Source organism: Niastella sp. OAS944 (assembly GCA_024809215.1).
In the GTDB taxonomy this organism is placed as follows: Bacteria; Bacteroidota; Bacteroidia; order Chitinophagales; family Chitinophagaceae; genus Niastella.
The window spans coordinates 18,519-41,625 of sequence record JANUBW010000004.1; the positions used below are offsets into that span (position 1 = coordinate 18,519).

At 43.8% G+C, this 23,107-nt stretch carries 23 protein-coding genes; 10 read left to right on the forward strand and 13 right to left on the reverse strand.

The genetic code is table 11. The annotated features are described in order from the left end of the window. The 3 genes from GGD38_RS18470 (at position 1) to GGD38_RS18480 (ending at position 1,944) form a co-directional block, all read left to right on the forward strand. Positions 1-762, forward strand: a complete 762-nt coding sequence (locus GGD38_RS18470) for an SDR family oxidoreductase (RefSeq protein ID WP_375301861.1) — start codon at positions 1-3, stop codon at positions 760-762. Positions 763-828: 66 nt separating this feature from the next. Further along, a complete protein-coding gene (locus GGD38_RS18475; RefSeq protein WP_375301862.1) occupies positions 829-1,023 on the forward strand; it encodes a hypothetical protein in 195 nt (64 codons plus the stop codon). Between the two features lie 135 nt (positions 1,024-1,158). Next, positions 1,159-1,944 (forward strand): SDR family oxidoreductase, encoded by a 786-nt coding sequence (locus GGD38_RS18480; protein WP_375301863.1) that lies wholly within the window; start codon positions 1,159-1,161, stop codon positions 1,942-1,944. Positions 1,945-2,152: 208 nt separating this feature from the next. Here the strand turns inward: GGD38_RS18480 and GGD38_RS18485 are convergent, their stop codons facing one another. The 4 genes from GGD38_RS18485 to GGD38_RS18500 are packed head-to-tail and all read right to left on the reverse strand — an operon-like array spanning position 2,153 to position 3,946. Further along, positions 2,153-2,731 (reverse strand): YdeI family protein, encoded by a 579-nt coding sequence (locus GGD38_RS18485; RefSeq protein ID WP_375301864.1) that lies wholly within the window; start codon positions 2,729-2,731, stop codon positions 2,153-2,155. 11 nt (positions 2,732-2,742) lie between these two features. After that, positions 2,743-3,126 carry a DoxX family protein gene (locus GGD38_RS18490; RefSeq protein WP_375301865.1) on the reverse strand — a complete coding sequence of 128 codons (384 nt, stop codon included), beginning with the start codon at positions 3,124-3,126 and terminating at the stop codon, positions 2,743-2,745. A 7-nt stretch (positions 3,127-3,133) separates the two neighbouring features. Beyond that, complete coding sequence (locus GGD38_RS18495) at positions 3,134-3,616, reverse strand: SRPBCC domain-containing protein (RefSeq protein ID WP_375301866.1); 483 nt, start codon at positions 3,614-3,616, stop codon at positions 3,134-3,136. A 6-nt stretch (positions 3,617-3,622) separates the two neighbouring features. After that, positions 3,623-3,946 (reverse strand): ArsR/SmtB family transcription factor, encoded by a 324-nt coding sequence (locus GGD38_RS18500; protein WP_375301867.1) that lies wholly within the window; start codon positions 3,944-3,946, stop codon positions 3,623-3,625. A gap of 247 nt (positions 3,947-4,193) precedes the next feature. On the opposite strand from GGD38_RS18500, the gene tyrS reads away from it, so the two are divergent. Continuing rightward, entirely contained in the window at positions 4,194-5,402 is a 1,209-nt protein-coding gene (gene tyrS, locus GGD38_RS18505) for a tyrosine--tRNA ligase (protein WP_375301868.1), read from the forward strand. 43 nt (positions 5,403-5,445) lie between these two features. After that, on the forward strand, positions 5,446-5,877 hold the full coding sequence (locus tag GGD38_RS18510) for a hypothetical protein (RefSeq protein ID WP_375301869.1): 432 nt from the start codon (positions 5,446-5,448) through the stop codon (positions 5,875-5,877). A 66-nt stretch (positions 5,878-5,943) separates the two neighbouring features. On the opposite strand, the gene GGD38_RS18515 is transcribed toward GGD38_RS18510, so the two are convergent. Together GGD38_RS18515 and GGD38_RS18520 are read right to left on the reverse strand one after the other, a co-directional pair. Further along, entirely contained in the window at positions 5,944-7,464 is a 1,521-nt protein-coding gene (locus tag GGD38_RS18515) for an alkaline phosphatase family protein (protein ID WP_375301870.1), read from the reverse strand. 174 nt (positions 7,465-7,638) lie between these two features. Further along, the gene (locus GGD38_RS18520; RefSeq protein ID WP_375301871.1) at positions 7,639-8,592 is read right to left on the reverse strand and encodes a phytanoyl-CoA dioxygenase family protein; all 954 of its coding nucleotides are present in this window, start codon (positions 8,590-8,592) and stop codon (positions 7,639-7,641) included. Between the two features lie 98 nt (positions 8,593-8,690). Between GGD38_RS18520 and GGD38_RS18525 the strand changes: the two genes are divergently transcribed. Both GGD38_RS18525 and GGD38_RS18530 read left to right on the forward strand, forming a co-directional pair. After that, positions 8,691-10,034: a S41 family peptidase gene (locus GGD38_RS18525; RefSeq protein ID WP_375301872.1), complete on the forward strand. Its 1,344-nt coding sequence runs from the start codon at positions 8,691-8,693 to the stop codon at positions 10,032-10,034. Between the two features lie 69 nt (positions 10,035-10,103). Continuing rightward, a complete protein-coding gene (locus GGD38_RS18530; RefSeq protein ID WP_375301873.1) occupies positions 10,104-10,586 on the forward strand; it encodes a hypothetical protein in 483 nt (160 codons plus the stop codon). A gap of 10 nt (positions 10,587-10,596) precedes the next feature. Here GGD38_RS18530 and GGD38_RS18535 read toward each other — a convergent pair whose 3' ends face one another. Together GGD38_RS18535 and GGD38_RS18540 are read right to left on the reverse strand one after the other, a co-directional pair. Continuing rightward, positions 10,597-11,421, reverse strand: coding sequence for an SDR family oxidoreductase (locus GGD38_RS18535; protein WP_375301874.1), 825 nt, complete (start codon positions 11,419-11,421; stop codon positions 10,597-10,599). A gap of 126 nt (positions 11,422-11,547) precedes the next feature. Then, positions 11,548-12,438 carry a helix-turn-helix domain-containing protein gene (locus GGD38_RS18540; protein WP_375301875.1) on the reverse strand — a complete coding sequence of 297 codons (891 nt, stop codon included), beginning with the start codon at positions 12,436-12,438 and terminating at the stop codon, positions 11,548-11,550. Positions 12,439-12,521: 83 nt separating this feature from the next. Here GGD38_RS18540 and msrB point away from each other — a divergent pair, with 83 nt between their 5' ends. Further along, complete coding sequence (msrB, locus tag GGD38_RS18545) at positions 12,522-13,043, forward strand: peptide-methionine (R)-S-oxide reductase MsrB (RefSeq protein ID WP_375301876.1); 522 nt, start codon at positions 12,522-12,524, stop codon at positions 13,041-13,043. 8 nt (positions 13,044-13,051) lie between these two features. Continuing rightward, positions 13,052-14,053 carry a hypothetical protein gene (locus tag GGD38_RS18550; protein ID WP_375301877.1) on the forward strand — a complete coding sequence of 334 codons (1,002 nt, stop codon included), beginning with the start codon at positions 13,052-13,054 and terminating at the stop codon, positions 14,051-14,053. Between the two features lie 6 nt (positions 14,054-14,059). Here the strand turns inward: GGD38_RS18550 and GGD38_RS18555 are convergent, their stop codons facing one another. Further along, positions 14,060-14,647, reverse strand: coding sequence for a Crp/Fnr family transcriptional regulator (locus GGD38_RS18555; protein WP_375301878.1), 588 nt, complete (start codon positions 14,645-14,647; stop codon positions 14,060-14,062). 139 nt (positions 14,648-14,786) lie between these two features. Between GGD38_RS18555 and GGD38_RS18560 the strand changes: the two genes are divergently transcribed. Next, positions 14,787-15,485 (forward strand): hypothetical protein, encoded by a 699-nt coding sequence (locus GGD38_RS18560; RefSeq protein ID WP_375301879.1) that lies wholly within the window; start codon positions 14,787-14,789, stop codon positions 15,483-15,485. A gap of 79 nt (positions 15,486-15,564) precedes the next feature. On the opposite strand, the gene GGD38_RS18565 is transcribed toward GGD38_RS18560, so the two are convergent. From GGD38_RS18565 to GGD38_RS18580, 4 genes are all read right to left on the reverse strand, one after another. Next, complete coding sequence (locus tag GGD38_RS18565; RefSeq protein WP_375301880.1) at positions 15,565-16,722, reverse strand: glycoside hydrolase family 76 protein; 1,158 nt, start codon at positions 16,720-16,722, stop codon at positions 15,565-15,567. Between the two features lie 170 nt (positions 16,723-16,892). Further along, complete coding sequence (locus tag GGD38_RS18570; RefSeq protein WP_375301881.1) at positions 16,893-18,017, reverse strand: SusE domain-containing protein; 1,125 nt, start codon at positions 18,015-18,017, stop codon at positions 16,893-16,895. A 17-nt stretch (positions 18,018-18,034) separates the two neighbouring features. Next, complete coding sequence (locus tag GGD38_RS18575; protein ID WP_375301882.1) at positions 18,035-19,636, reverse strand: RagB/SusD family nutrient uptake outer membrane protein; 1,602 nt, start codon at positions 19,634-19,636, stop codon at positions 18,035-18,037. Positions 19,637-19,661: 25 nt separating this feature from the next. Continuing rightward, a complete protein-coding gene (locus GGD38_RS18580) occupies positions 19,662-23,057 on the reverse strand; it encodes a TonB-dependent receptor (protein WP_375301883.1) in 3,396 nt (1,131 codons plus the stop codon). Between the last annotated feature and the right edge of the window lie 50 nt (positions 23,058-23,107).

A 23,107-nucleotide genomic window follows, 5' to 3' on the forward strand; every position in this document is an offset into this window, starting at 1 on the left:
ATGAAAATCCTGATCATCGGAGGCACCGGCCTCATAGGCACCAAAGTAACCGCTATTCTTCGCGCACAGGGACATGAAGTTAATGCAGCTTCACCACAAACCGGCGTTAATACCATTACCCGCGAAGGACTGCCCGAGGCAGTAAAAGGCACTGATGTTGTGATCGACTTATCTAACTCGCCTTCCTGGGAAGATAATGCCGTACTGGAATTTTTCACCACATCGGGCCGCAACTTACTGGCAGCAGAGATCAATGCCGGCGTAAAACATCACCTGGCGCTTTCTATTGTAGGTGTAGATACTATGACGAATGTTGGTTATATGCGCGCCAAAATTGCACAGGAAGACCTCATTAAACGTTCAGGCGTGCCTTATACCATTCTGCGCAGCACCCAGTTCCTCGAGTTTCTGGGAGGTATTGCCAATCAGGCCACACAGGATAATGAAGTGCATCTTTCTGATATTAAGTTTCAACCCATAGCATCAGACGATGTAGCTGCTTTTGTTGCCGGCGCAGCCGTATCGGCGCCCATCAACGGCACCTTTGAAATTGCCGGCCCCGAACGCTTTACCATGCCCGAGATCGTTAGCCGTTTTTTGAAAGACACAAAGGACCCACGCAAAGTAGTAGCCAACAGCGAAAACCATTATTATGGCGGAACCATCCCCAACGCTGCATTGGTACCAGCTAATAATGACAAGGCAAAACTGGGCGCACTTAGCTATGAAAAATGGTTAAGCAAACAAACCCAGCAGGCATAAATTATCAGGGGAGCCCCGCTCCCCTTCTCTCCCTTTCCATTTAATCATTGACTAAAACACACATCTATGAACTTCTCCTTTATACATCCCTTCAAATTACGGCGCGATCCCGCTGATGCGCATACGTATCGTAATCCCATAAGCGACCAAACCCAGGGCGGCGAATTTCTCGATGATGCTATTTACCGAGAAGATGTGCAGGAAATACCTGTTTCTTATACAGAAGAAAGAAAGCAAACGATTGATGAAAAGGATGCGTGAAACGTGAAGGGTCGCTCAATTTCGAAGCTCACGCTTTGATGGCAATCTTACTTTGCTTACTCAAAATTAATAGCAAGCATAAAGTGCCAGGTTCACATTATTATATTCACTCGTAATACGGCAAAAATACTATTTATGAAAATCGTAGTTATTGGCGGCACGGGCCTTATTGGCACCAAACTGGTATCAAAACTTCGTGCACTCAATTATGATCATGAAGTAGTTTCTGCGTCTCCCTCTTCAGGCGTAAATACTATTACCGGTGAAGGACTGACTAAAGCGCTTACCAATGCACAAATTGTGGTTGATGTTTCCAACTCACCCTACTTCGATGATCAGGCCGCATTGAACTTCTTCGAAGCATCGGGACATAATATATTCAAAGCAGAAAAAGTAGCCGGCATACAACATCACATAGCCTTATCGGTCGTGGGCACCAATCGCTTACAAAAAAGCGGTTACTTTCAGGCCAAACAAACACAGGAAGACCTAGTTAAAACATCGGGCATCCCTTATACCATTTTACGTTCTACCCAATTTTTTGAATTTGCCGGCGCCATTGCCCGCTCGGCTGTAACCACTGGCAATGAAGTGCATATTCCACCGGCAGGCATTCAACCCATTGCAGCTGCCGAAGTGGTAGAGGCACTTACAGATATCATTCTTGGCGCGCCGTTAAATAACACGGTTGAAGTAGCAGGTCCCGTGGCCATGCCTATGGACGAATGGATACGTTATTACTTAAACATAACAGAAGATTATCACCAACTGGTAACTGATGCGCATGGCCGCTATTTTGGCGTGGAGCTACAGGAAGAAACGCTTTTACCAGGTGAATATGCCCGTTTAGGAAAGCTTACCTATGAAAACTGGAGTCACACTTATTATTCAAAATTAACGTCGGATAGTATAAGGGGATGATCTTTTCATTATGAAATGAATGTTTCAGGTTACAGGTTGCGGCCAGTTACCAGGTTCCAGGCGCCGGGCCGTTATTTCAGCCCCGCGACAAAATGCCCGAACCCATACGGATAAAAAACAGTCGGAGATTTGAAGTCTGAACCCCGGTAACCGGAAACCGGCAACCGGTACCATGAAACCTGCAACCTGCAACCTGTAACGGCTTTAACTAATCATCTATTCCTCTTCCCTCGAGAATTTGCGGAATGTATTTTTCAACACGCGCCTCGCGGGTTTTTGCCTGTTTGGCCGAAGAAAAATGAAGCAGGTAGGCCCGTTGCCGGCCCGGCGTCAACGATTCAAAAGCCTTTTTAAGCGCTTTGTTCTTATTCAGTTTTACCTCAAACTCCTCTACCATCGGAAACTCATTGGTTTTCTTTAGCTGTACTTTCAAACCAGCTTTTTCTACTTCAATAGCCTCGTAGATATAAGCCTTTATAGTTTTTTCCAGCTTCACTATTTCCTTCAGGTTGGTAAACCGCATTTGGCGTGCCGCCTGTACATTCTCTGTTTGCTGCACCAGAATCCCATTTGGATCATTTAACAGGGCGCCTTTAAAGAACAGGATGGCGCAGTATTCCTTGAACACATGAATTAATACAACATTGGTATCGTTATACATGTAACATGGACATCCCCATTTCAGTTCTTCGGCGAGCCCGCAATCAAGAACAATATCTCTTAACTTCTCAATTTCTTTTTGCCACTGTTCGTTCTTATCGAAATAAAAATCACATTTGGGATTCATAGTCATTCATTTTAAAGTTTAACAGAAACGAGTTTTCTATCGGCGGGACGGTAATAATACGATATTACGGTTAGTACCAGCAAGAGCAACGCAGGAAAAAGTTCAACTACCGGGCTGCCCATGGCAAGGTGCGAAAAGATAGCGCCCGACATGATAAAGAAAAAGCCGGCATATGCCCATTCCTTTTGTAATGGAAATTTAGGAAGAAGTATCGCAATAACGCCTAAAATTTTCCAAACACCCAATAACATTAAAAAATAGGCGGGGTAACCAAGGTTAGCGCCAAAAACACCTTCGCCTGTACCTTTTGATATTTGAACCAGTCCGGTGGCCGTCATACCCAACGAAAGCCAAAGGGTGGCTATCCAGTAAATGATCTTGTTTTTCTTTTTCAAAGTATTGTTATTTTAGTTTACTTACAATTTCCTGCAAACGGTTATGCGCCATGTTCATGCCCCATTCAAAAGGCATCTTCAGATGTTGATCGCGCAAATCGACCGTTTTGTAAATAATATGCATGGTGAGTTTGCTGGTATCTTCAGTAAGCGATTCAAATTGAAGGAACTCGAGCGTAACATCAAATGGGGTGTTCTCCATTTCAAATGTGCGCGTGATCTTTTCGTTGGGAACCAGATCATGAATGGTGCCGTTGGCGCTGAATACCACATTGCCCTTGGCATCGGTAGTTTGAAAATTAAAACCGCCGTGTTTGTGGGTTTCCATTTTCAGCACCTTCGTTTTGCCATACTCGTGTGTCATCCACTCCTCAAAGATCTCGGGCTCTACGTGCGCCCTGAACAGTAATTCAACCGGCAGCTCAAATTCCCTTGTAATAGTAATATCATGCTGGCCGTTGTTGGCATGAACTTTTGTCTTACGTTCCATGGTTGATTATTTTTTGGGTTTGTACTTTTTCATGATCGCTTCCAGCTTGTTAAAACGCTCGTCCCATAATTCACGGAACGGCTCAATAAAATCGGCTATTTCTTTCATCTTTTTAGGATTGAAGTGATAAAGTATTTCGCGCCCGCTTTGCTCCTGCGTTAGCAGTTCGCATTCGGTAAGAATTTGAATGTGTTTGGATATGGTTTGCCGCGACGAGTCAAAGTTCTCAGCTATGGCTGTAGGCGTCATGGCCTGAAAAGCAACCAAAGCAATGATCGCCCTGCGGGTGGGATCGGCTATGGCCTGAAAAACATCTCTTCTTAGTTCCATTATGCAGTTATTTGACTGCAAATATACACGCAGCCATTTAACTGCGCAAATATTTCTGGAAAAATTGCTTACTTTTATTGAAACATGAAATTCTTAAAGAACATATTGCGTCTTCCTTTCATCTCAACTTATTATTATTCAATAATGAAGCGGGGAAGCTATGTCCTTAATAATTATTGATAATCATAAATCATAAATATTAACTGAGGCCCCCCGATACATCGGGGGGCTTTTTTATTTTATCCCAATGACAACACTAGAACAACTATCGGCAGGCGTAGACAGGATACTGCCTGAGAACGGGCTGGCCCATAAACTGTTGCAGGCCCGGCAAGAGAACCGCCCATTGGTAATTAAACTTGGCTTCGACCCTACCGCGCCCGACCTGCACCTGGGGCATGCGGTAGTGCTGCGAAAACTGCGTCAGTTTCAGGATGCCGGCCATCGTATAGTGATTATCGTAGGCAGCTTTACCGCACAAATTGGCGACCCCACGGGCAAGAACAAAAGCCGCAAGCCATTAAGTAAAGAAGCGGTTATGGCAAATGCAGCCACTTACATTAAACAACTGGGTAAAGTAATTGACCCAACAAAATGCGAAGTTCGTTTTAATGATGAATGGCTGGGCGGCCTTGGCTTTAATGCTATACTTGAACTGCTTTCAAAGGTCACCGTTGCACAACTGTTACAACGGAACGATTTCAATAAACGCTTTATGGCGAATATGCCTATTGCCCTGCATGAATTGATGTACCCGATATTACAGGGGTTCGACTCCTTACAAATTGATGCCGATATAGAAATGGGCGGAACCGATCAATTGTTCAACTGCACAATGGGACGTCAGCTGCAGGAAGCACATGGCAAGGCGCCGCAGGTAGTGATGTGTATGCCCTTACTGAAGGGGTTAGATGGCAATGAAAAAATGAGCAAATCGCTAAACAACATCATTGGGCTTACCGATGAACCATCGGCCATGTTTGGCAAAACCATGTCTATTCCCGATGCGCTGTTGCCGGAATTTATTGAACTTACTACCAGCTTTACGGTGGAAGAAAAGGCGCAATTATTACAACAGCTTACAGCGGGCAATAACCCCATGCACATCAAGAAAGAGGTAGCAACCAATATTGTAGCACAATACCATGATGAACAAAGCGCAGCAGCTGCTGCGGCATTTTTCGCTACCCAGTTCCAGCCAAAGAATTTTGAGGAAATGGAATTTAAACCTGTTTCAAAACAATCGCTGCTATTGAACGCAACAGAAGTAGCATTGCTCGATTTATGTTGTGCACTTAAAAAAGATAATAGTAAAAGCAATTTGCGCAGATTGATAACTGGTGGCGGTGTGTATATCAACAATGAGAAAATAACCGATGTTAACAAAGTAATTGGTTTAGCCGCCGGTCTGAAGATAAAAATAGGAAGGTTAACGTTTATTGAATTGATTAGTTAACAAGGAAAATCACTAATATTGAACTCAAAACCGACATCATATTATGAAAAAACCATTTCTTCCATCCTTTTGCATTTGTGCCATAGTTGCGGCAGGCCTGTTATATGGCTGCGGTAAAGACAAGGATGATAATTCCCCTTCAAAAAGAATGCTGGGCATTTGGAACATTACAAAGGAAGTTGAGGTGAATAAAAACACCACTACCGGTAAATACAGCGATACTACCTACAACCTAACAATTCCTTCAGGACTGTTTACAATAGAATTCAGAGACAATGGCAAGGTGTATACCAGTATAAACGCCAGTACACCAGAAAGAGATACGCTCAACTGGCATATTCATAACGATTCAACCATTATGATGGATGATCAGTTGTTTGCTATCAGCAACTGGACCAGCAACCACCTTACAACAACTACTTACTACTGGGACAACACAGACAGTGTAAAACAAATAATGGACCTGAACAGGTAATACTGTTTAGGTATTCAGCAAAAAATTAAGCGGGCGTCACTTCAATGGTGGCGCCCGCTTTTTATATTATTTTTTCGCCAAAGCCTCCTGCTTTTTTAACCAGGCCTGCTTCATTCCATTAAGAATAACACTATACACGCTGTTGGGATCGGTACCATTGGCAAGCTGTACCCCTCTTTCGCTTTTCGGCGGCACCTGACAGGTATGCGGTTGTAAATTAATTTTGGGACTTGGCGTGGTAGAATTTATGATACCCTCAAAGGCAGGCGCAACGCCATCGCGGTTAGTAAGCGGCCCGGCCAACCCGAATTGTTTACAAAGTGTACTTATAATTGACGTATGATCATAAGGGTATGGGCCCTGGGCGCGGAAGATGCTACCTGGTTTTATATATGGATTAATGAAGATGGCCGGTACCCGCACCCCATAACGCGAATAATCGAAATTGGCCACATTATTTATGGGCGGCTTGGCGCCTGGCGGATGTGCATGATCGTATAAACCGCCATGTTCATCGAAGGTTACAATAAGTAATGTTTTCTTAAACACATCGGGGTTCGATGCCAGGGTATTGTATATATCGGCCAGGTACTGTTCGCCAAAACAAACGCTTACGGCTGGTGGTTTATCATCGGCGTTGGGGTCCCACTGCGGACAGGCGCCACCGGGATGATAGCTGGTGGGCTGATAAGATGCCCCCTGTTGACAAATTGTATCATCGGCCATATTGGTATAACGCGGCTCAATAAATGAATACGGCGGCAGCGTATCGTTTGCTACATCGCTGGCAAAATTATTATCATAATGATACACATTGCCACCACTTTCTATCCAGTGCCAATTGTTATAAACATAGGTGATAAGGGTAGACAGTGGCAGATCGTTATAATATATCTTCCAGTTGATACTGTTGGCGCCAAACTTATCATCGAGCAGGTTAAAAACCGTAGGAACATCCACGGTGCCCAGGGGATCAGTTTGCCCGCGGGTTACAGTGCTATTATCAATACAGTTTACCAACTGCCCTTTATCATTAGTATAAGTAGATGGCTGACCCGAATGAGCGAAGATGCGGTTTACCAGGGTTTGCACCGGTCCGGATGCATGATAAGCGTCAGAAACGCCATAGGCCTGGGCCAGGGCGGTCATCACTGGTAAATTACCGGCGATGCCTGGTTTATAATATTGCATAATATCGGCACCGCGGGGTGCGGGCCCATCAATTTGTACCTCCTGATGCATATAATTATATACGAAACCACCCATGGTAGGTTCGCCGGGGCCGGTAACCGGCGGTTTGTTGGGAGCAAATATTTGTTGGTTCATATCCTCGAACAACTCGCCGGGATCGGGGTAAGGCATTATCATGGCATCGGTATTGGTGGGCGCCTGCCATACCTCTACAAGTGCAATAGGTGGGCCGTAGGGGTCTTCGTTATTGTTCATACCCGGCTTTACGCCGTTAAAAGTGCCTTGTTGTGTTTTTTCGGGATACAGCCCGCCCAACATATTATCGAAAGAGCGGTTCTCGAACATAACCACAACAACGTGCTCAATGCCAGGAAGGATAGCTGATGAAGTGTCCATAGCAAGATGGTTTATTGGTTTATGGTATTGTTATACCTAAATATAACGATTGTACCATTCACTTCAAGCAACATAACAATTTAGTTTAACCGTATTTATAAACGGCAAAATTGTCAAGCTGCGCACATCTTACGTATACATTTAAACGTTTCTATATTATGCTTTGGCTATCTCTTACAATTTTGAAAAACTAACATATTGTACGAACCTGGGCAGGTGCGAATGATTGGCGCTGGCGGCGTGTGGCAGGGTTTGCATCCAAAGTACTACATCGCCTTTTTTACCAGATACGGGCGTGCCGGTAAATGTGTTTTGCATTTCCTGCTGCGCATCGTTGGGGTTGGAATACGCTTTTATCCAGGCTTCAAACTGATGATTAAAACCAGGCACTACCGTTAAAGGCCCACGGTCTTCGGGCACATCGTTAAGGTAAACCAGCCCCTGAATATAGAACCGGTCTTCTTTTTCAAAATCAATATCCCAGTGAAGTATATTATGGCGGAACTTCCAGTCGGCCGTTTCCGGCGGGTTAAAACTCACCTTTTCGGTATTGGCAACCAAATTAGTGGTACCATATAATTCGGCAAATAACTGACGAATGGCCGGCAACGTTTTTATTGCATATATGCTTTCGTGCTGGTACAATTGCAGCATAAGACCATGCCAGTTGGGGTGACTGTTATACCAGGTTTGCGGCGCCAAAAGATCAACGCCTAGTTGCATACAGATCAATTCACAAACGGCATCGCACAACGGCTCGCTCACCAACCCGCTCACTACTATATATCCCTGTTGGCGCCAGTGCTGCCATTGGGCTTCGGTAAGTATAGATGAAAGTTCGTTTGTATAGTCAACACTGGCCGTCTTATGATTTGCCCATTGCGCAAAAGCAGCAGCAGAATCCTGAATACTATTTTCGCCTTTCAGGCCAATCATCCATTCCTGTAAATGGGTAAAGCTTTTACATTGGGTATAGATAAACTGGTAGGTCTCAAATTTTCCCAGCCCATAAAAACCAAGCCAAATTTCCTCAGTAGTGTCATAGTCAGTAAAGGCAGGCAGAGGTTTACCTTCTTTAATACTGAGGTGGTATTCATAAAACACAGGCAGGAACGAACAGTTGATCATAACTTAAAATTAAATAAATATATAACACACCTTCCCTGCCTGCCCGGCATTTTACTATCTTCAAACGGTAAACTGTATCCCTCATAAAAACCAAGGCCTTGAAAACCATTTTCCGTGTATTTGTCATTTCGGCTCTACTTCTATTCCTTGCAAACACCGGCCATACCCAAACATTACCTTATGACCCGGCCCTGTTATATTCGCAGGAGGCACTGAAAGCCGACCTACGTTTCATTCAAAAAAACCTGGAAACAAAACACGCTGGCCTATACCGTTATATTACAAAGCCCGCTTTAACCCGGTTCTTTAATAGCCTGAATAATGCCATTACAGGTCCCATGACTGAGCAGGCGTTCTTCAGGCTTTTAACGCTGCTTCATGAAAAAATCAGGAACGGACACACGATGTTTTTACCGGGCGATTCGGCCATGGCCTTTTACAATAAAAGCGGCAGGCACCTGCCGTTTCTTGCCAATTTTACAAATGGCAAACTTTACATTGCCGAAAACCATTCGTCAGACAGTACGCTAAAACCGGGAACAGAGATCCTGAGCATCAACGGCACAAGCGCATCTTCCATTGCACAACAATTACTGGTTCGAATGACCAGGGATGGCAATAACCACACCTACCCTGTTTGGATATTCAATCATTATTTCTCGTCGTACTACAGCTTTATTTTTGATCAACGTGCTACGCACATTGTAGAGCTTAAAGACAGCACGGGCACGGTACGCACACAACAAATTAACGCGTTGCCAAAGGACAGCATACGGTACTTCAAACAAATACGATATCCTGCTGCCAATGATGAAAAAGGCATTGTTCTCACAGAGAAAAAAGAAAGCAATGCTGCCATCCTTAAAATAAAAACGTTTAATTCTGACATACTGGGATCAAAATACCAGCAGAATTACAAGCAGGTGTATGATAGCATATTTAAATACATCCATCGTCAAAAGATCAGCAACCTGATCCTTGACCTTCGCGATAACCAGGGCGGACATTTTGAACCCGGACGATCGTTGTTAGCCTACCTGATAAAATCCCCCACCCGCTTTCTGCTCGATGGAGATGAAGCAAAAATTATTCAACCCAAAGCAATGCACTTTAATGGAAAACTAATTGTACTGACCAATGGCGGCAGCTTTTCTGTTACAGCCATCGTTTGCGCCTGTCTTAGAAGAGATCGCAGGGCTGTTTTTATTGGCGAAGAAACAGGTGGCAATGCACATATCATAAGTGGTGAACCCACGGAACTGGTACTGCCCAATACAAAAATAAAAGCGGAGATCGCCACCATTACCTACCGCATCATTGCAGACCGTAATGATGGTCATGGCGTGATGCCCGTTTATCCGTTACTTCCATCAATTGAAGATATGCTTACAGGAAAAGACCCAATACAAGCATTGGCAATGAAGTTAATTTTGCAGCATTAGGGAAGGAACAAAGTTTCACCTTTGTACATGGTATAACTTTTTCAGGCACTGTTGGAAAAATCATTTACTATGAAGGTTTCATCTGCATTAGCCGGTGGATTAGCCGGAACCATTACAGTAGCCTCCCTGCATGAGGCAATGAGGAGAATAAGCCCCAATGCACCTCGTATGGACCAGCTTGATATTGACCTGTTACGAAAAGGTTTAGTAAGCATGAACAAAAAGGTGCCAAATGAATCTGAACTGCAACGGTGGGCAGTAGGCGGTGAGCTCCTTTGCGATACTGCATATTTTAGCCTGGCAGCAGCAGGCGGTAAAAAAAGAGCATGGCTGTGCGGCGCTTTATTAGGGCTGGCTGCAGGAATCTCTGCTGTTGTTCTACCCAAAACACTGGGGTTACCAGAAGAATCAAGTAATAAAACATTAGGTACAAAGATCATGACCATAGGATTGTATTTGATAGGCGGATTGGCCTCTGCAGCTGTTGCAAAACTTGTCGATAATACAGCGGGCAATGAAGAAGATGAAGATAAAGAGAAGGCCTGGCCGTAGTTGTGCTCACCTACTGCACTGCCAGTTTTACGATTTGAGTTCTAATGTCATTAATAAAAGTGGCATCATCTTCAGCATGGCGTTTGGCAAGAAGCATTTCGGCATCTTTGCCTGCCGCGTACCGAAGTTGATCGCTGTTATCGGTTGCTGCAGTATAGATCACTTCCCCAATTGCAGATGCGGGCGAACCTGATTGAATGCTTCCAAACCAGGTAAAAACATCCTGAACCAGCTTTTGGTATTCAGTTAGGCTTTCATTGTTACTGAAGTCGAAGGAGCGGCCGCCAAAATCTGTCATCACCATACCTGGCTCAACGATCTTCACCCGCACCCCTATGGTCTTCATTTCATAATGCAGCGCTTCAGAAAGTCCTTCCACAGCGAATTTTGTTCCGTGATAAAGTGTACCCAGTGGGAAAGTTATTTTTCCGCCAATAGATGAAATATTAATGATGACGCCACTTTTGTTTTCGCGGAAATGAGGAAGAACAGCTTTGGTTGTATTCAAGAGCCCGATCACATTTGTGCCGAATTGTCGTTCAATTTTCTCTAGTGGTGTGGCTTCTAATGGACCATAAGCGCCGTATCCGGCATTGTTTAACAGAACATCTATCTTTCCAAATTTCTCTATACCCAGGGCTACTGCCTTTGTAATGGAGTTTACATCGGTAACGTCAAGGCGGGTTACTAAAACATTCTCAAGGGCTGTTAATTCCTTTTCTTCTTCGGGCTTCCTCATGGTTGCAATAACATTCCAACCTTTTTGCTGAAACAGAATAGCTGTTGCTTTACCTATACCGCTGCTGGCGCCTGTGATCAAAATTGTCTTTTTCATAATTTCTAAGTTTGTGTCGTTTGATTTGATGACTCAAAGTTAGACAGGCCGGCAACAGCATTTTTGTGCCGTTCAAACAGGTACTTGTGCAAATCAAACAATTATGAAAAATCAACATATAACAGCTCAGGACCTAAAAGACGAGGGACTTACAGCAGTGTGCTTTTTAAAGAAATGATTGAAATTAGCAGCATCTTCAAAACCCAGCACATAACTGATCTCAGAAATATTCCAGTTACTATGCTTTAGTAAAACTTTGGCCTCGTCTGCTAAACGCTGGGCGATGTGCTCAGTAGTGGTTTTACCAGTGGTTAGTTTCAGGGCCCGGTTCAAATGATTAACGTGAACCGACATATGTTTGGCGAAATCATTTGGCGAACGCAATTTAAAACGCCGGTTGCTGGTCTCTATTGGAAATTGCCGTTCCAGTAACTCTTTAAATATAGATGTGATGCGCGCATTCGCATCTATATTTTGTAACAAAGTTTCAGATGGTTGTAACTTCAATGCATAATGGATAACCTCTGCAACATAATTGCGAACAAGATCAAGCTTGAAAGCATAGTCGGACTGCATTTCCGACTTCATTTTTTTAAATAACTGCAGAACATCCTTATGCTGGCCGTTATCTAAAACATAACCAGGCTTGCACCCCAGGCTAAACATAGGCAGATCACGAATATTACCTTTGTACCGGTCGGTGAAAAACTGTTCCCTGAAAATGCAGAACATGCCGCCTGCCTGTTCACTCAAAACTTCAAACTTATAAGGCACATCGGGACTGAAAAACATTAATGTAGATCCCGACACCTGCATGGTTTTATCAGCATAGTGATACAGGTGCTCCCCTTCCATCAGGGCTATTTTGAAAAAATCCCTTCGCCGGTATTGCACATCGGTTTCTGTTAAACAATCGTCGAAATCAAAAACTCTAAACGGCTCCTGGTCTTCACGATTCAGAACGGGATTGCCTAACTGATTACGATAAAATGACAATAAGGATTCTGGTTTATCCATAACCACAATATTAAGGCAATTAAGGCAGAATTTAACTTAAGTGAAAATTCTGCTTACCATTTTTACTGACATTTGAAGCCATAATGAAAAAGACTATTACATATACCGTTTTGCTGCTGCTGATCACAGCAGGCAGCTTCGCACAAAATGAAAGATCGGCCAATGACCACGCGCACAATCCCTGGTATTCCAATACAGATACTACCAGGTTGCAGGTAAGCAATACAGAATGGAAAAAGATTCTTTCAGCCGATCTGTATGCGGTAGCCAGGGAAAAAGACACTGAGCGCCCGTTCACCGGAAAATATTGGAAAAGCACAATCAGGGGCACCTACTATTGTGCTGTTTGTGGTAATATGTTGTTCAGGTCCGATACCAAATTTGCCAGCACCTGCGGCTGGCCCAGCTTCTATGAGCCGGTTAGAAAAACTTCCGTTCGCTATCAGCCAGATGATTCGTATAACATGCACCGCACGGAAGTATTATGCGGTCGTTGCGATTCCCATCTCGGCCACATTTTTGACGACGGGCCACCACCTACCCATAAGCGTTTTTGCATGAATGCCATTTCACTCAACTTTGAACAGGATGTAAAAAAGAAGTAATACTTACCATGAAATATAAGATCGTTGTACCCGCCCTGCTTTTATGCAGCGCCGGCGCTTATGCGCAAAATATGTTCAACATGGCCAGTCTGCATACCGCAGATACACTTAGAAGCGAAAGACAGGAACAGGCCATTCGTTACCCTTCTCTTCGCCAGGGTTCGGTAACGGTGAATGTTTTTGGCTCAGGCCAATTCGATTCCGAAGATATAGATGGAAAAGCTTTTGCCAGCGGTAAAAGCCAGACCGCGCGAATCAGTTCCTTTTATACAATACCCATAACGCAATGGAACGGCAATGCCTTCAGTGCAACCGTTTATCACAACTACCAGTTCTTTAAATTTAGCGAGGTAAAAGGTCAGTTACCGGGAACACTACCAGAGAAAAGTAATTTTTCCAAAAGTACAGTTGGGTTGTCGCTCAATTTTTCAAGGACCGATGCCATTTTTCATACACCCGTTGTTTATGCTGCAGTTGTAACCGCCATTACAGATGAATTGAAAAGCATAAAACGATTCAACTTCAATGGCAGCATCGCCTTCCCGGTTAAATATACGGCAGGGGCTTCTCTTTCTTTGGGGGCGTTATTGCAAATTGATCCTTCTGCTCCATTCCCGGTATTGCCCATTGTGAACTATTACCAGCGGCTAAATTACAGCGGATTGCATTTAATAGCAGATCTGCCACAGGGCGTAATGCTGAAACAAACCTTGTTAAAAAACGCCTGGGTATACCTTGGAAGTACGTTCAATACTTTTACTTCGTTTTATGAGCCAAACAACCCATCGCTGCCTGAGCATTTTAGTTACAATACCATTGAGTTCAAAACCGGACCGGGGTTTGAATATCTTATAGGCAAATATGTAATGCTGGGTATTAGCGGAGGAATTAACACGATCGCTTCGGCCTCTATTATTGCCAAAGGTGATAATTACAAAGATGCATCCATCATGAATACAAACAAAGCAACACCATTTGGCGAGTTTCGTATTTCTCTATTGCCTTTTTAACAGCTGCTATTTTTTAATTCGTTTTCTGATGCGGCTTAACGATGGATTGGTAATGCCCAAAAATGAAGAAATATGATAAGCCGGTATTCGTTCAACGATATTGGGATGCTCTTCCAAAAGCCTGAGGTACCGTTCCTCATGAGAAAAGAACATAAATTCCTCGGTTCGTGATTGTGCATAGGAAAAAAATAATTCCGCCAGTAACCGGCCGAATTTTCCCCAGTTCGCATTTCTTTCATACAAACTGTTGAGGTTTTGGTAGGAAATAAAAACCACTTCCGAATCCTCCATTGCCTCAATATAATACCAGCAGGGATTTTGCGAAATAAAGCTTCTGAAAGAAACCACGAACTGGTTTTCTGAAAAAAAGAACAGATTCTTTTCGGTGGAGGTCTTTGGGTCGCTATAATATATGCGAAAAATACCTTTCACCACCAGGCCCAGGTCGTTGCACACCATGCTTTGCATATTAAAGAAATCACCTTTAGCAATCTTACGTGGTTTCCAGAACGCCAGGCTTTCAGCAATATCCTTATCGGTCAATGCTGCAAACTTTCGTAAATGGTTGGCTATTATTTCATCTTTTTCTGTCATGACGCACCGGTTTTATAAATAGAAAAACGTTACAAAGTTCAGCATTTACATTCGATTTAATTTTAACTTAAGTTAAAATTAGCAGTTGCAAGTGTAAACAGCACAACTATCTTTGCATCTGAAAACAAATACCTTAACTATGTCAATGTGGGAAATTGAAGCTTTAATAGAAAATAGTATCAACCTGGTAGGCGAAACAGAAGAAACGAACGAGAAAAAAATTAAACTCATTGGCAACCTGTATGCTTTACAAAAGCAGTTTGACTGCTCGTTTACCAATTTCAGGGTAATGGATGTTTTGCTCAAAACGGGATATACAAAAACGATCCCTTACACAGCATATCCCCACTACCCAGGGAATGAGGCGTTCTTTGAAGAGCTTATTCAAAAAGACCATATTGAATACATTTACCGCGATATAAAAGAAGATTGGAGTGAAGAGAACGAGATGGTAGCTTATTGGGAAAAGGAATCGGGCCTGATCTATATCGACTATGGCTCGCCACTAAGAAAAGATGAAGGAACAGTAGAAATAATGAACGTATTTGAACTGGGGTTATGCCTGGTGCGTGAGGCCCATAAGCTAAAGAATAAAGAATTGATATATGACCTAACGGCGTTTTTACTTATGACCGGGCCTTATTTTACTAAATCGAGTGCAGAAGAAATTATTAGTAAATACTTTGAAGAGATCAAAGCGATATGGTCTTCATACGATCATTCAGATTACGAGCCATTAAGTGAGTCTTTAACTATTCAGGAGCCAACACCTGATGATATGCAGTGGCGAGGTGGCGTAAGCGCAGATTTGATCCGATGGTTCTTAAATATACAATAATTCATACGTTGAAAGACCATATAAAAAAGCCCTCCCGATACATCGGGAAGGCTCATGATGCGGAAATTTATTTAATCATCTATTCTACATAACCTGCTGCTCTCAGCTTAGCCAGCGCTTCCATCAACATACAGGCGCTTAGCTGCGTTCGTAAAGCTACTTTTGTTTCAACCGGCGCCTGCCACCAATGATAACCAAACAAAACTACGGGGCTTTTTACAACACCGGTTGTCCATAGTATTTCGGCGCTGTTCTTTAGAAAATAAATGTATTTTTTCCTGTTGGCTTCAGGCAGGTCTTTATGCATGATCAACAAAGTAAGATAACGTACAAAAATACCTTTGAACAGGTTAACGTCATGGTCCTGCTGTTCTGCCCAATCGCTCAACACTTTGTTATTAGAGTTTACCAATGTGCTGGTTGTCCAGTCGGCAGTTTTAATAGCATCATTTAAATATACCTTATTCCCTGTAATGTTGTAATACTCCAATGCGGCGCCCATATAGGTACCGGCGTTATACGTCCAGTCACCTTTGGGATCGGCGATCTTTTCATATACGCGACCCGATTGTTGTACCACGCGGTTTTCCTTCATCCAGTTGTAAATTTTATCTAACCACTGCAGATCGTTGAGCCCGTTAACCACTTCTGCTGCGCCATACTTTTGCCATCTGCGCGCCGCTATAATAGCTGCCGGGCCATTCGACGGAATACCCTTGCTTTTGCCCGCATCTGTATTTTCATGGTTCCAGGCAATGCCGCCCCCATCAAAATCGTTCCACCCGGTAACTATCCATTGCCATAATTGTTTGGCCGAGGCCTCATAGCGGGCATCGCCTGTGGCTTCAAACGCACGCAGGTGCGCCATACCATGCCACCCCATATCGTCGTAATAATTATTGTAAAAGCTATTGCCATTTTTTGCTTTTACGCCTTCATAAAAATCGTTGATCTTATCTTTATAAAGATTGCCTTTTGTACGGGTATAGGCATCTACCAGCACATCGAGCCCATGAGCTTCGGGCCAGTAATCGAACTGGTTCACGGTACCAAAATTGTCGTTATTAAAATGGTGCTTGGTTGAGTTCCAGTAAACATTTACAAAGCTTGTGCTGCTGCTGTCTGCGGCAGCGCTCCAGTCGATATTGAATTTTGTGCTCTTATCGATGTATACATCGTTTATTTTACCGCATGCAAGCATACACCATGCACCGGTAATGAATATTAATTTCAGCATTTTCATTTTGTTTGTTGAACATCTGATATCTGGGTGTTTCAGGTTACAGGTTGCAAGGGAAGTCGTCAGATTCAGCAATCAAGGAGTGAATTTGTATTACCCTGTAACATGAAACCTGTAACTTGTAACTGTTAGTTAAAACCGGTACGCAAAAATTCAGAATTACTACGTTAGTATATAACTTCATGGGTATAATTGGCAGCATCGGCACTAAACGTAACAGTAATGCTGCATTTCTTTACGGTACGGTTCGGGAATTTGAACGAATAATCCCATGGGTTTTTATCTGTAGGATAAAAATTCACATAGAAAAACGCCCCTGTAGTACTTGCCGGCGGCTGATTGTCTTTGTTGGCGCTGCCTAATTTTTGCTCCGTTCCGCCAATGGTTATCCAGAAGAAATACCGGTCGTCGGGCCATTTTGTGGTAAAGTCAGGAACAATGTCATTCACCCGCCAAACGCCTTTGCCCTGGTAGGTTAGCGTTTCCCTTTTTTCGGGTGTACACATGATAAAATCAAGTTTAGTGATCTCTGTTATAGAAACAGATGCGGTACTAAAATCGAGGTTGATCTTATAGATACCGTCTTTAGCTACGGTAGCGCCATCTGCCGATTCTTTAAATGTAGTGCCGTTGGTATTTACCGAAAATGTTCTTGACACGCTTGTCTTAGAATCAACAAAGGAATACTTTTTACCCGCTACCAGCTTTGTATATATTTCGAATTCATTATTTCCAGACAGCGCTTTAACCGTTAATGCCTGCGCCAGGTTAGCGCCGCCTTCTGTTCCCTCACCGGTAAGGAACAATGCATCGGGTGCATCGATCCCAGTAGTTCTGGTAATATTAATGGTCCGTACTTTTTGAGAAACCAGTCTTGTCAGCCCTCTTGAAGAAGCTATCGTCCATTTCAGCTTTCCTTCTTCACCAGATGCTATACCAGCCAGCTTACCGATATTGTTCAAAACCTTATGCGTAATACTCGACCCCGTACTGGTACCGTTGTTATCGGCTGCCACTACAAACAACGGGCTTGAAAAATCGCCATTGGGTTTATCAAACAGCACATCGTAATAAACCACGCCATTGTCTTCAGCTACCGCCTTTTCCCACTCGAAATATAAAGTGGCCGAACCACCACTCTGCAGTTTTACATTACGCCCATCATCGGGCGCATACAGGGTGCTTACTTCAGTTACTTTTACTTCTTTGAAATCGTTATCATCCTTGTGGCAACCGGCGAAGGCTGCAAAGGCCAGGATAAAGAAAACTATTGATAATTTGTTTTTTTTCATTGTGTGTTAGTTAAAAATTAATAGCCATCGTTTTGAGTGAGTTTTTCGTTAAGCAGCCGTTCTGCTCTTGGAATGGCCCATAAATAGTCGCGGTTACGGTTAAAGCTGCCGGCAGGGAGTTTTATATAATTGTAACTGCCATTGATCTTATCGAATTTGGCGCCATGCCGTTCCTGGGGCAGCAGTGTTTCAGCTGTTTTCCAACGGCGGATATCAAAGATGCGCAAACCTTCCAGCGCCAGCTCTACACGGCGTTCATTGCGTATTACATCGCGTAATACAGCCTGGTCGTTACCGGGCAGGTCCATGGCCTCAGGCGTATTATCAAAACCGGCGCGTTGCCGTAACTTCTTTATCGTTTGGTCCCAAACGGTGCTGTTCATTTCATTCAATTCGTTTTTGGCCTCGGCATACATCAGCAACACATCGGCAAAACGGATCAATGGCAGGTTCAGGCTCGACTCCCAACCACCGCCTGTATACGCTGCCGGATCGGGATCGCATAATTTGCGATAGTAATATCCGGTTGGCGTTTGCAGCGTACCGGCCCCGTTATATTTATCGGGCGACGCAGGGCCATCGGGGTGAATAAAGATGGTATAAGTGTTACCCTTTCTATCGATCCACGTAGAACCATCGTATACAATGGTAGCACCCATGCGGGGATCGCGGCCCGCATAATCAGGGTCGGCAGCTGTCCATTTTTTACCGTTCTTCATCAGGTAACTATTTACCAGCTCCTGGGTGGGGCCGGCCAGGCAAAGCCGGGCAGCGGCACTCATAGGCGCGTAGTCGCGCAGGTTGGGCCAGGTGCGGTTTACAGGTACATACTGCAGACTTAAAATGATCTCGGGATTGTATTCATTCTTCACCCAAAACAATTGCTCATAGTTGTTGAATAAACTATAGGTACCATAGGTAGTACTATTGATGAGCTTACCGCAATACTCGGCCACTTTGGCCCAATTGCTTTCATACAAATAAGCGCGGGCATTCAATGCAATGGCGGCGCCACTGGTAATGCGGCCATTATCTGCAGCCTTATAATCTTCGCGTTTAGGTAAAACAGCAGCCGCTTCATCAAGTTCCTGGTGTATCCAGGCCATTATTTCGGCCTGCGGTTTACGCTCAACACCTTTCGATTCAGTAAGGTTGATGTCCTGCGTAAAATGCGGCACATCGCCATACCAGGTGGTGAGCTCAAAGTAAAGCGATGCACGGATAAAACGTATTTCAGCCTTTCGCTTTTCCTTCAGCTCATTGCTTATGGTGGTTACCCGGTCAATATTGGCCAAAAAGGTGTGACAGGTTTTTATACCTTCATAACAGGCTTTCCATTCACTGGCAAAACGTTCGTTCGATGCATCGGCCAGTCCCAGCGAAATTACCTTTTCATTAGTGGTTCCGTAGCCGTTATACACGTTATCGCTTAATATTTCATTCAGCATGAAATAATCGCTGGTGAACATTTGCCGGTAGGCCATGCTCAAAACCGAATTGGCTTTATCTTCCGTGGTCCAGTAGGTTTCATCGGTGAACTTATTGGTAGGTACTACATCCAGTTTCACACATGCGCTCAGCAGCAGCACCATCAACGGTATGATTAATTTCATTTTCATAATTCCTGTTTTCACTTGATGTGTTTTAAAATTCCACATGTACCCCTCCTCCTATATATTTAAGGCGTGGATAATTGCGGGCGCTGTTGGCGCCGCTGGCTTCCAATTTGTTATCGAACTCTGTAGACTCGGGGTCAACAAAATCAATTTTACTAAGCGTTATGAGATTTTGCCCGTTTATAAAAACGTGCAGTTTATTAATACCGAGCTTTGATGTAAGGCCTTTTGGCAGCGTATAGCCAAGCTGGATATTCTTCAACCGTGCATAGGCGCCGTTAAAGATGTTAAAATTAGAACCTTTGCCATAGTTATTGATGGTAGATGCAGTACCCGGTGCGGTTAACCGCGGCCATCTGGCATCGGGATTTGCAGGCGTCCAGTAGTTGAGCTGGTGCTCGAACATAACAAACGAATAGCCGCCGTGGAAGGGTTCAATGGTTTCTCCGCGCAGGGCCATATCACGTTTACCAACACCCTGCCACAGCATGTTCAGTTCAAGTCCTTTCCATTGAAACACATAGTTGAAGCCAAAGGTGAGCCGAGGAAAAGCATGTCCCAATACATAACGGTCGTTATCATTGATAATGCCATCGCCATTGCGGTCTTTGTATTTCACATCGCCGGGTTTGGGCGAAAAGCCAACAGGAAGGGCTGCGCTTTTGGCGTCATCGTCGTTCTGAAAAAGGCCATCGGTTTTATAACCGTAATAACTAAACAAAGGCAGGCCCACCCTTACGATGCGTTCAATTTCATCGGCCTTGCTTATTTGTTCATATCCTTCAAACTTAGTGACCTCATTCCATGAATCGGCTATATTAAGCCCAAATGAATGACTGAAGTCGCTATGACGAAGCGAATAATTCAGTGTCAACTCCCAGCCCTGGTTCTTCATTTCGCCCAGATTGGCTTTGGGTACTGCACCACCCAGCACCATAGGTGTTTGAGGTTTTAACAGAATGCCTTCGGTGATCTTATGAAAATAGTCGAACCCTACTTTCAGGCTTCCTTTTAAGAAAGTAGCGTCGGCACCCAGGTTATAAGAAGTGGTTGTTTCCCATTTCAGCTCGGGGTTACCAAAGGTATAACCCGTGCCGGGTACCGCAACGTTGTTAAAGCCATATTGGTTGATGAAGATCTCGTAGGTAGTAAAGGTTTGGTAGTCATCAATATTCTGATTACCCAGTTTGCCATAAGTACCCCTTATCTTCAGATCACCTATTTCGTTCTTCCAAAAATCAAAGAAGTTCTCTTCGCTTATACGCCAGCCCGCTGATACAGAAGGGAAAAATCCCCAGCGGTTATTTTTGGCAAATTTGGAAGAACCGTCGTAGCGGAAACTTGCTTCTGCATAATACTTATCGGCATAAGCATAACCCAATCTTCCGAAATAGGAATAGATGCTTCTTTCGGTAGTGCCACCAACTGTATTATAGCTGTTCTCATCAATGATAGTGCCATTGATAGGAATACCTAATACGGGATCAACAAACCGCTTTTTTAATTCCTGACGTTTTTGCCTGTACGATTCATTTGAAAAACCTGCCAGTGCAGTAACGTTGTGCCGCCCGGCAAAAGTTTTATTATAGTCGAGCATGGCCTGCACGTTCAACAGCGTTGCATTGGCGCTGAAATCTTCTATATGGTAATCTTTCGATGAGCCGGAATTAACAGGCGTTGTGTCGCCCGACAAATTGTAAACGGGCCAATAGAAGCGCCGGATCAACCTGTTTTCGGGACGAACATCCAAACCAACCAGTCCTTTTGCTTTTAACCCATCGAACAGCCTGAGCTCGCCATTCAAACTTCCCTGAAAATTATCGTTAATGGTCTTTGTATAACCGCCATGTTCCAGTTCGGCCAAAGGATTTCCATTGGTAAGCACGTCATTATTATAATAACGTCCAGCACTGTCTTTTAAGATATAATTATTGTACGCCGGCAGCCGCGATGAATTGGCAATAAGAAATCCCTCATCACCCTGAAATGCATTTCCTTCAGACCTGTTATACCAAAGTATGGCAGCCAGCTTTAACCGGCCAACCTGGGTGGTAACATTTGAACGAAGGTTATACCGTTTCAACCCAAAATCGGGGCCTTTGAAATTACTCTGCTGATTGTAATACCCCAGCGAGATCATGTAGCTGGTATTTGATGCCCCACCCTGCAGGCTGAGGTTATAATTTTGTTGCAACCCGTTCTTTAAAATGCCTTTCAGGAAATACTCACTATCACCTTTAGCGAATTGTCGTATTTGTTCAGGTGAGTAAATGGGCGCAGCGCCGGTATTGATATAGGAATCATTTCGCAGCAGCGCATTTTGATAACCCTTTAGCGGCTTGATCAGGATCTGTGGGTCCTGTGAGCCCACCAGGCCTGTGAAGCTAACTACGGGCTTCATGCCCTGTTTACCTTTCTTTGTTGAAATAAGTATAACGCCATTGGCCGAACGCGATCCATAAATGGCTGCACTACCGGCGTCTTTCAGAATGGAAATATCTTCAATATCATTAGGGTTCAGGTTATTCATATCGCTCACATCATTACTTATAACCCCATCTATAACCAGCAATGGCGAGTTATTACCAAACGTACTGATGCCCCGCAAATTGAGGTTCATCGAATTATTGTTGGGGTTCATATTGCGCTGCTGAATAACCAGGCTGGGCGACAAGCCCTGCAATGCCTGCATTACATTACCAACAGGGCGGCCTTCAATTTGCGCTGCCTTTATTTGATCTACGGCACCGGTAAGATCGGCCCTTCTTTTTGTGCCATATCCAATGATCACTACTTCATTTAAATTAACCGGCATTTTGTTCAGCGTAATATTCAATATCGTTTGGGCGCCCAACGCAACGGTCCTTGACTGGTAACCTACATAGCTGAACGTAAAAGTGGTTACTTCATCGGGCACCGACAGGCTGAAACTACCGTCGGCTTCCGTAATAGTACCGGTGCCATTACTGGCCCGTACATTTACGCCCTGCAGTGCTGTGCCCTGTTCGTCGACCACCTTACCTGTAATTACCTTACGCTGTGTTTGCGCAGGCGGCGCAGTAGTGATGGTTTTAATAACAATACTGTTTTTCTCCAGCTGATAAGTATAGGGTGTTTGCTTCAGGCAAAACGCCAGTACATCACTCACCGGCGCGTTGTTGAAATTAACCGTTAGCGGTTTAATATTTTCAAGCACCTCAGTTTCACATAATACTGCCAAACCTGCCTGTTTCCTGATCTCCAGAAAAACACGCTCGATGGAAATGTTGCGGCCTTTCAATGAAATGCTCTGGGCAAAAGTGTTTGCATTTACCTGCATCATAGTGGCAAACATCAGAAAGAATAGCAGCTTCATCGTAATGAGTGGTTTACGCAGGTTTTTAATGCTGTTAAATACAGACTTAATACCTGAATGTAAAATCATAGATTTGCATAGTTTTTTAATTGAGTTAAAGAAACGCTTGATTCAAAAAA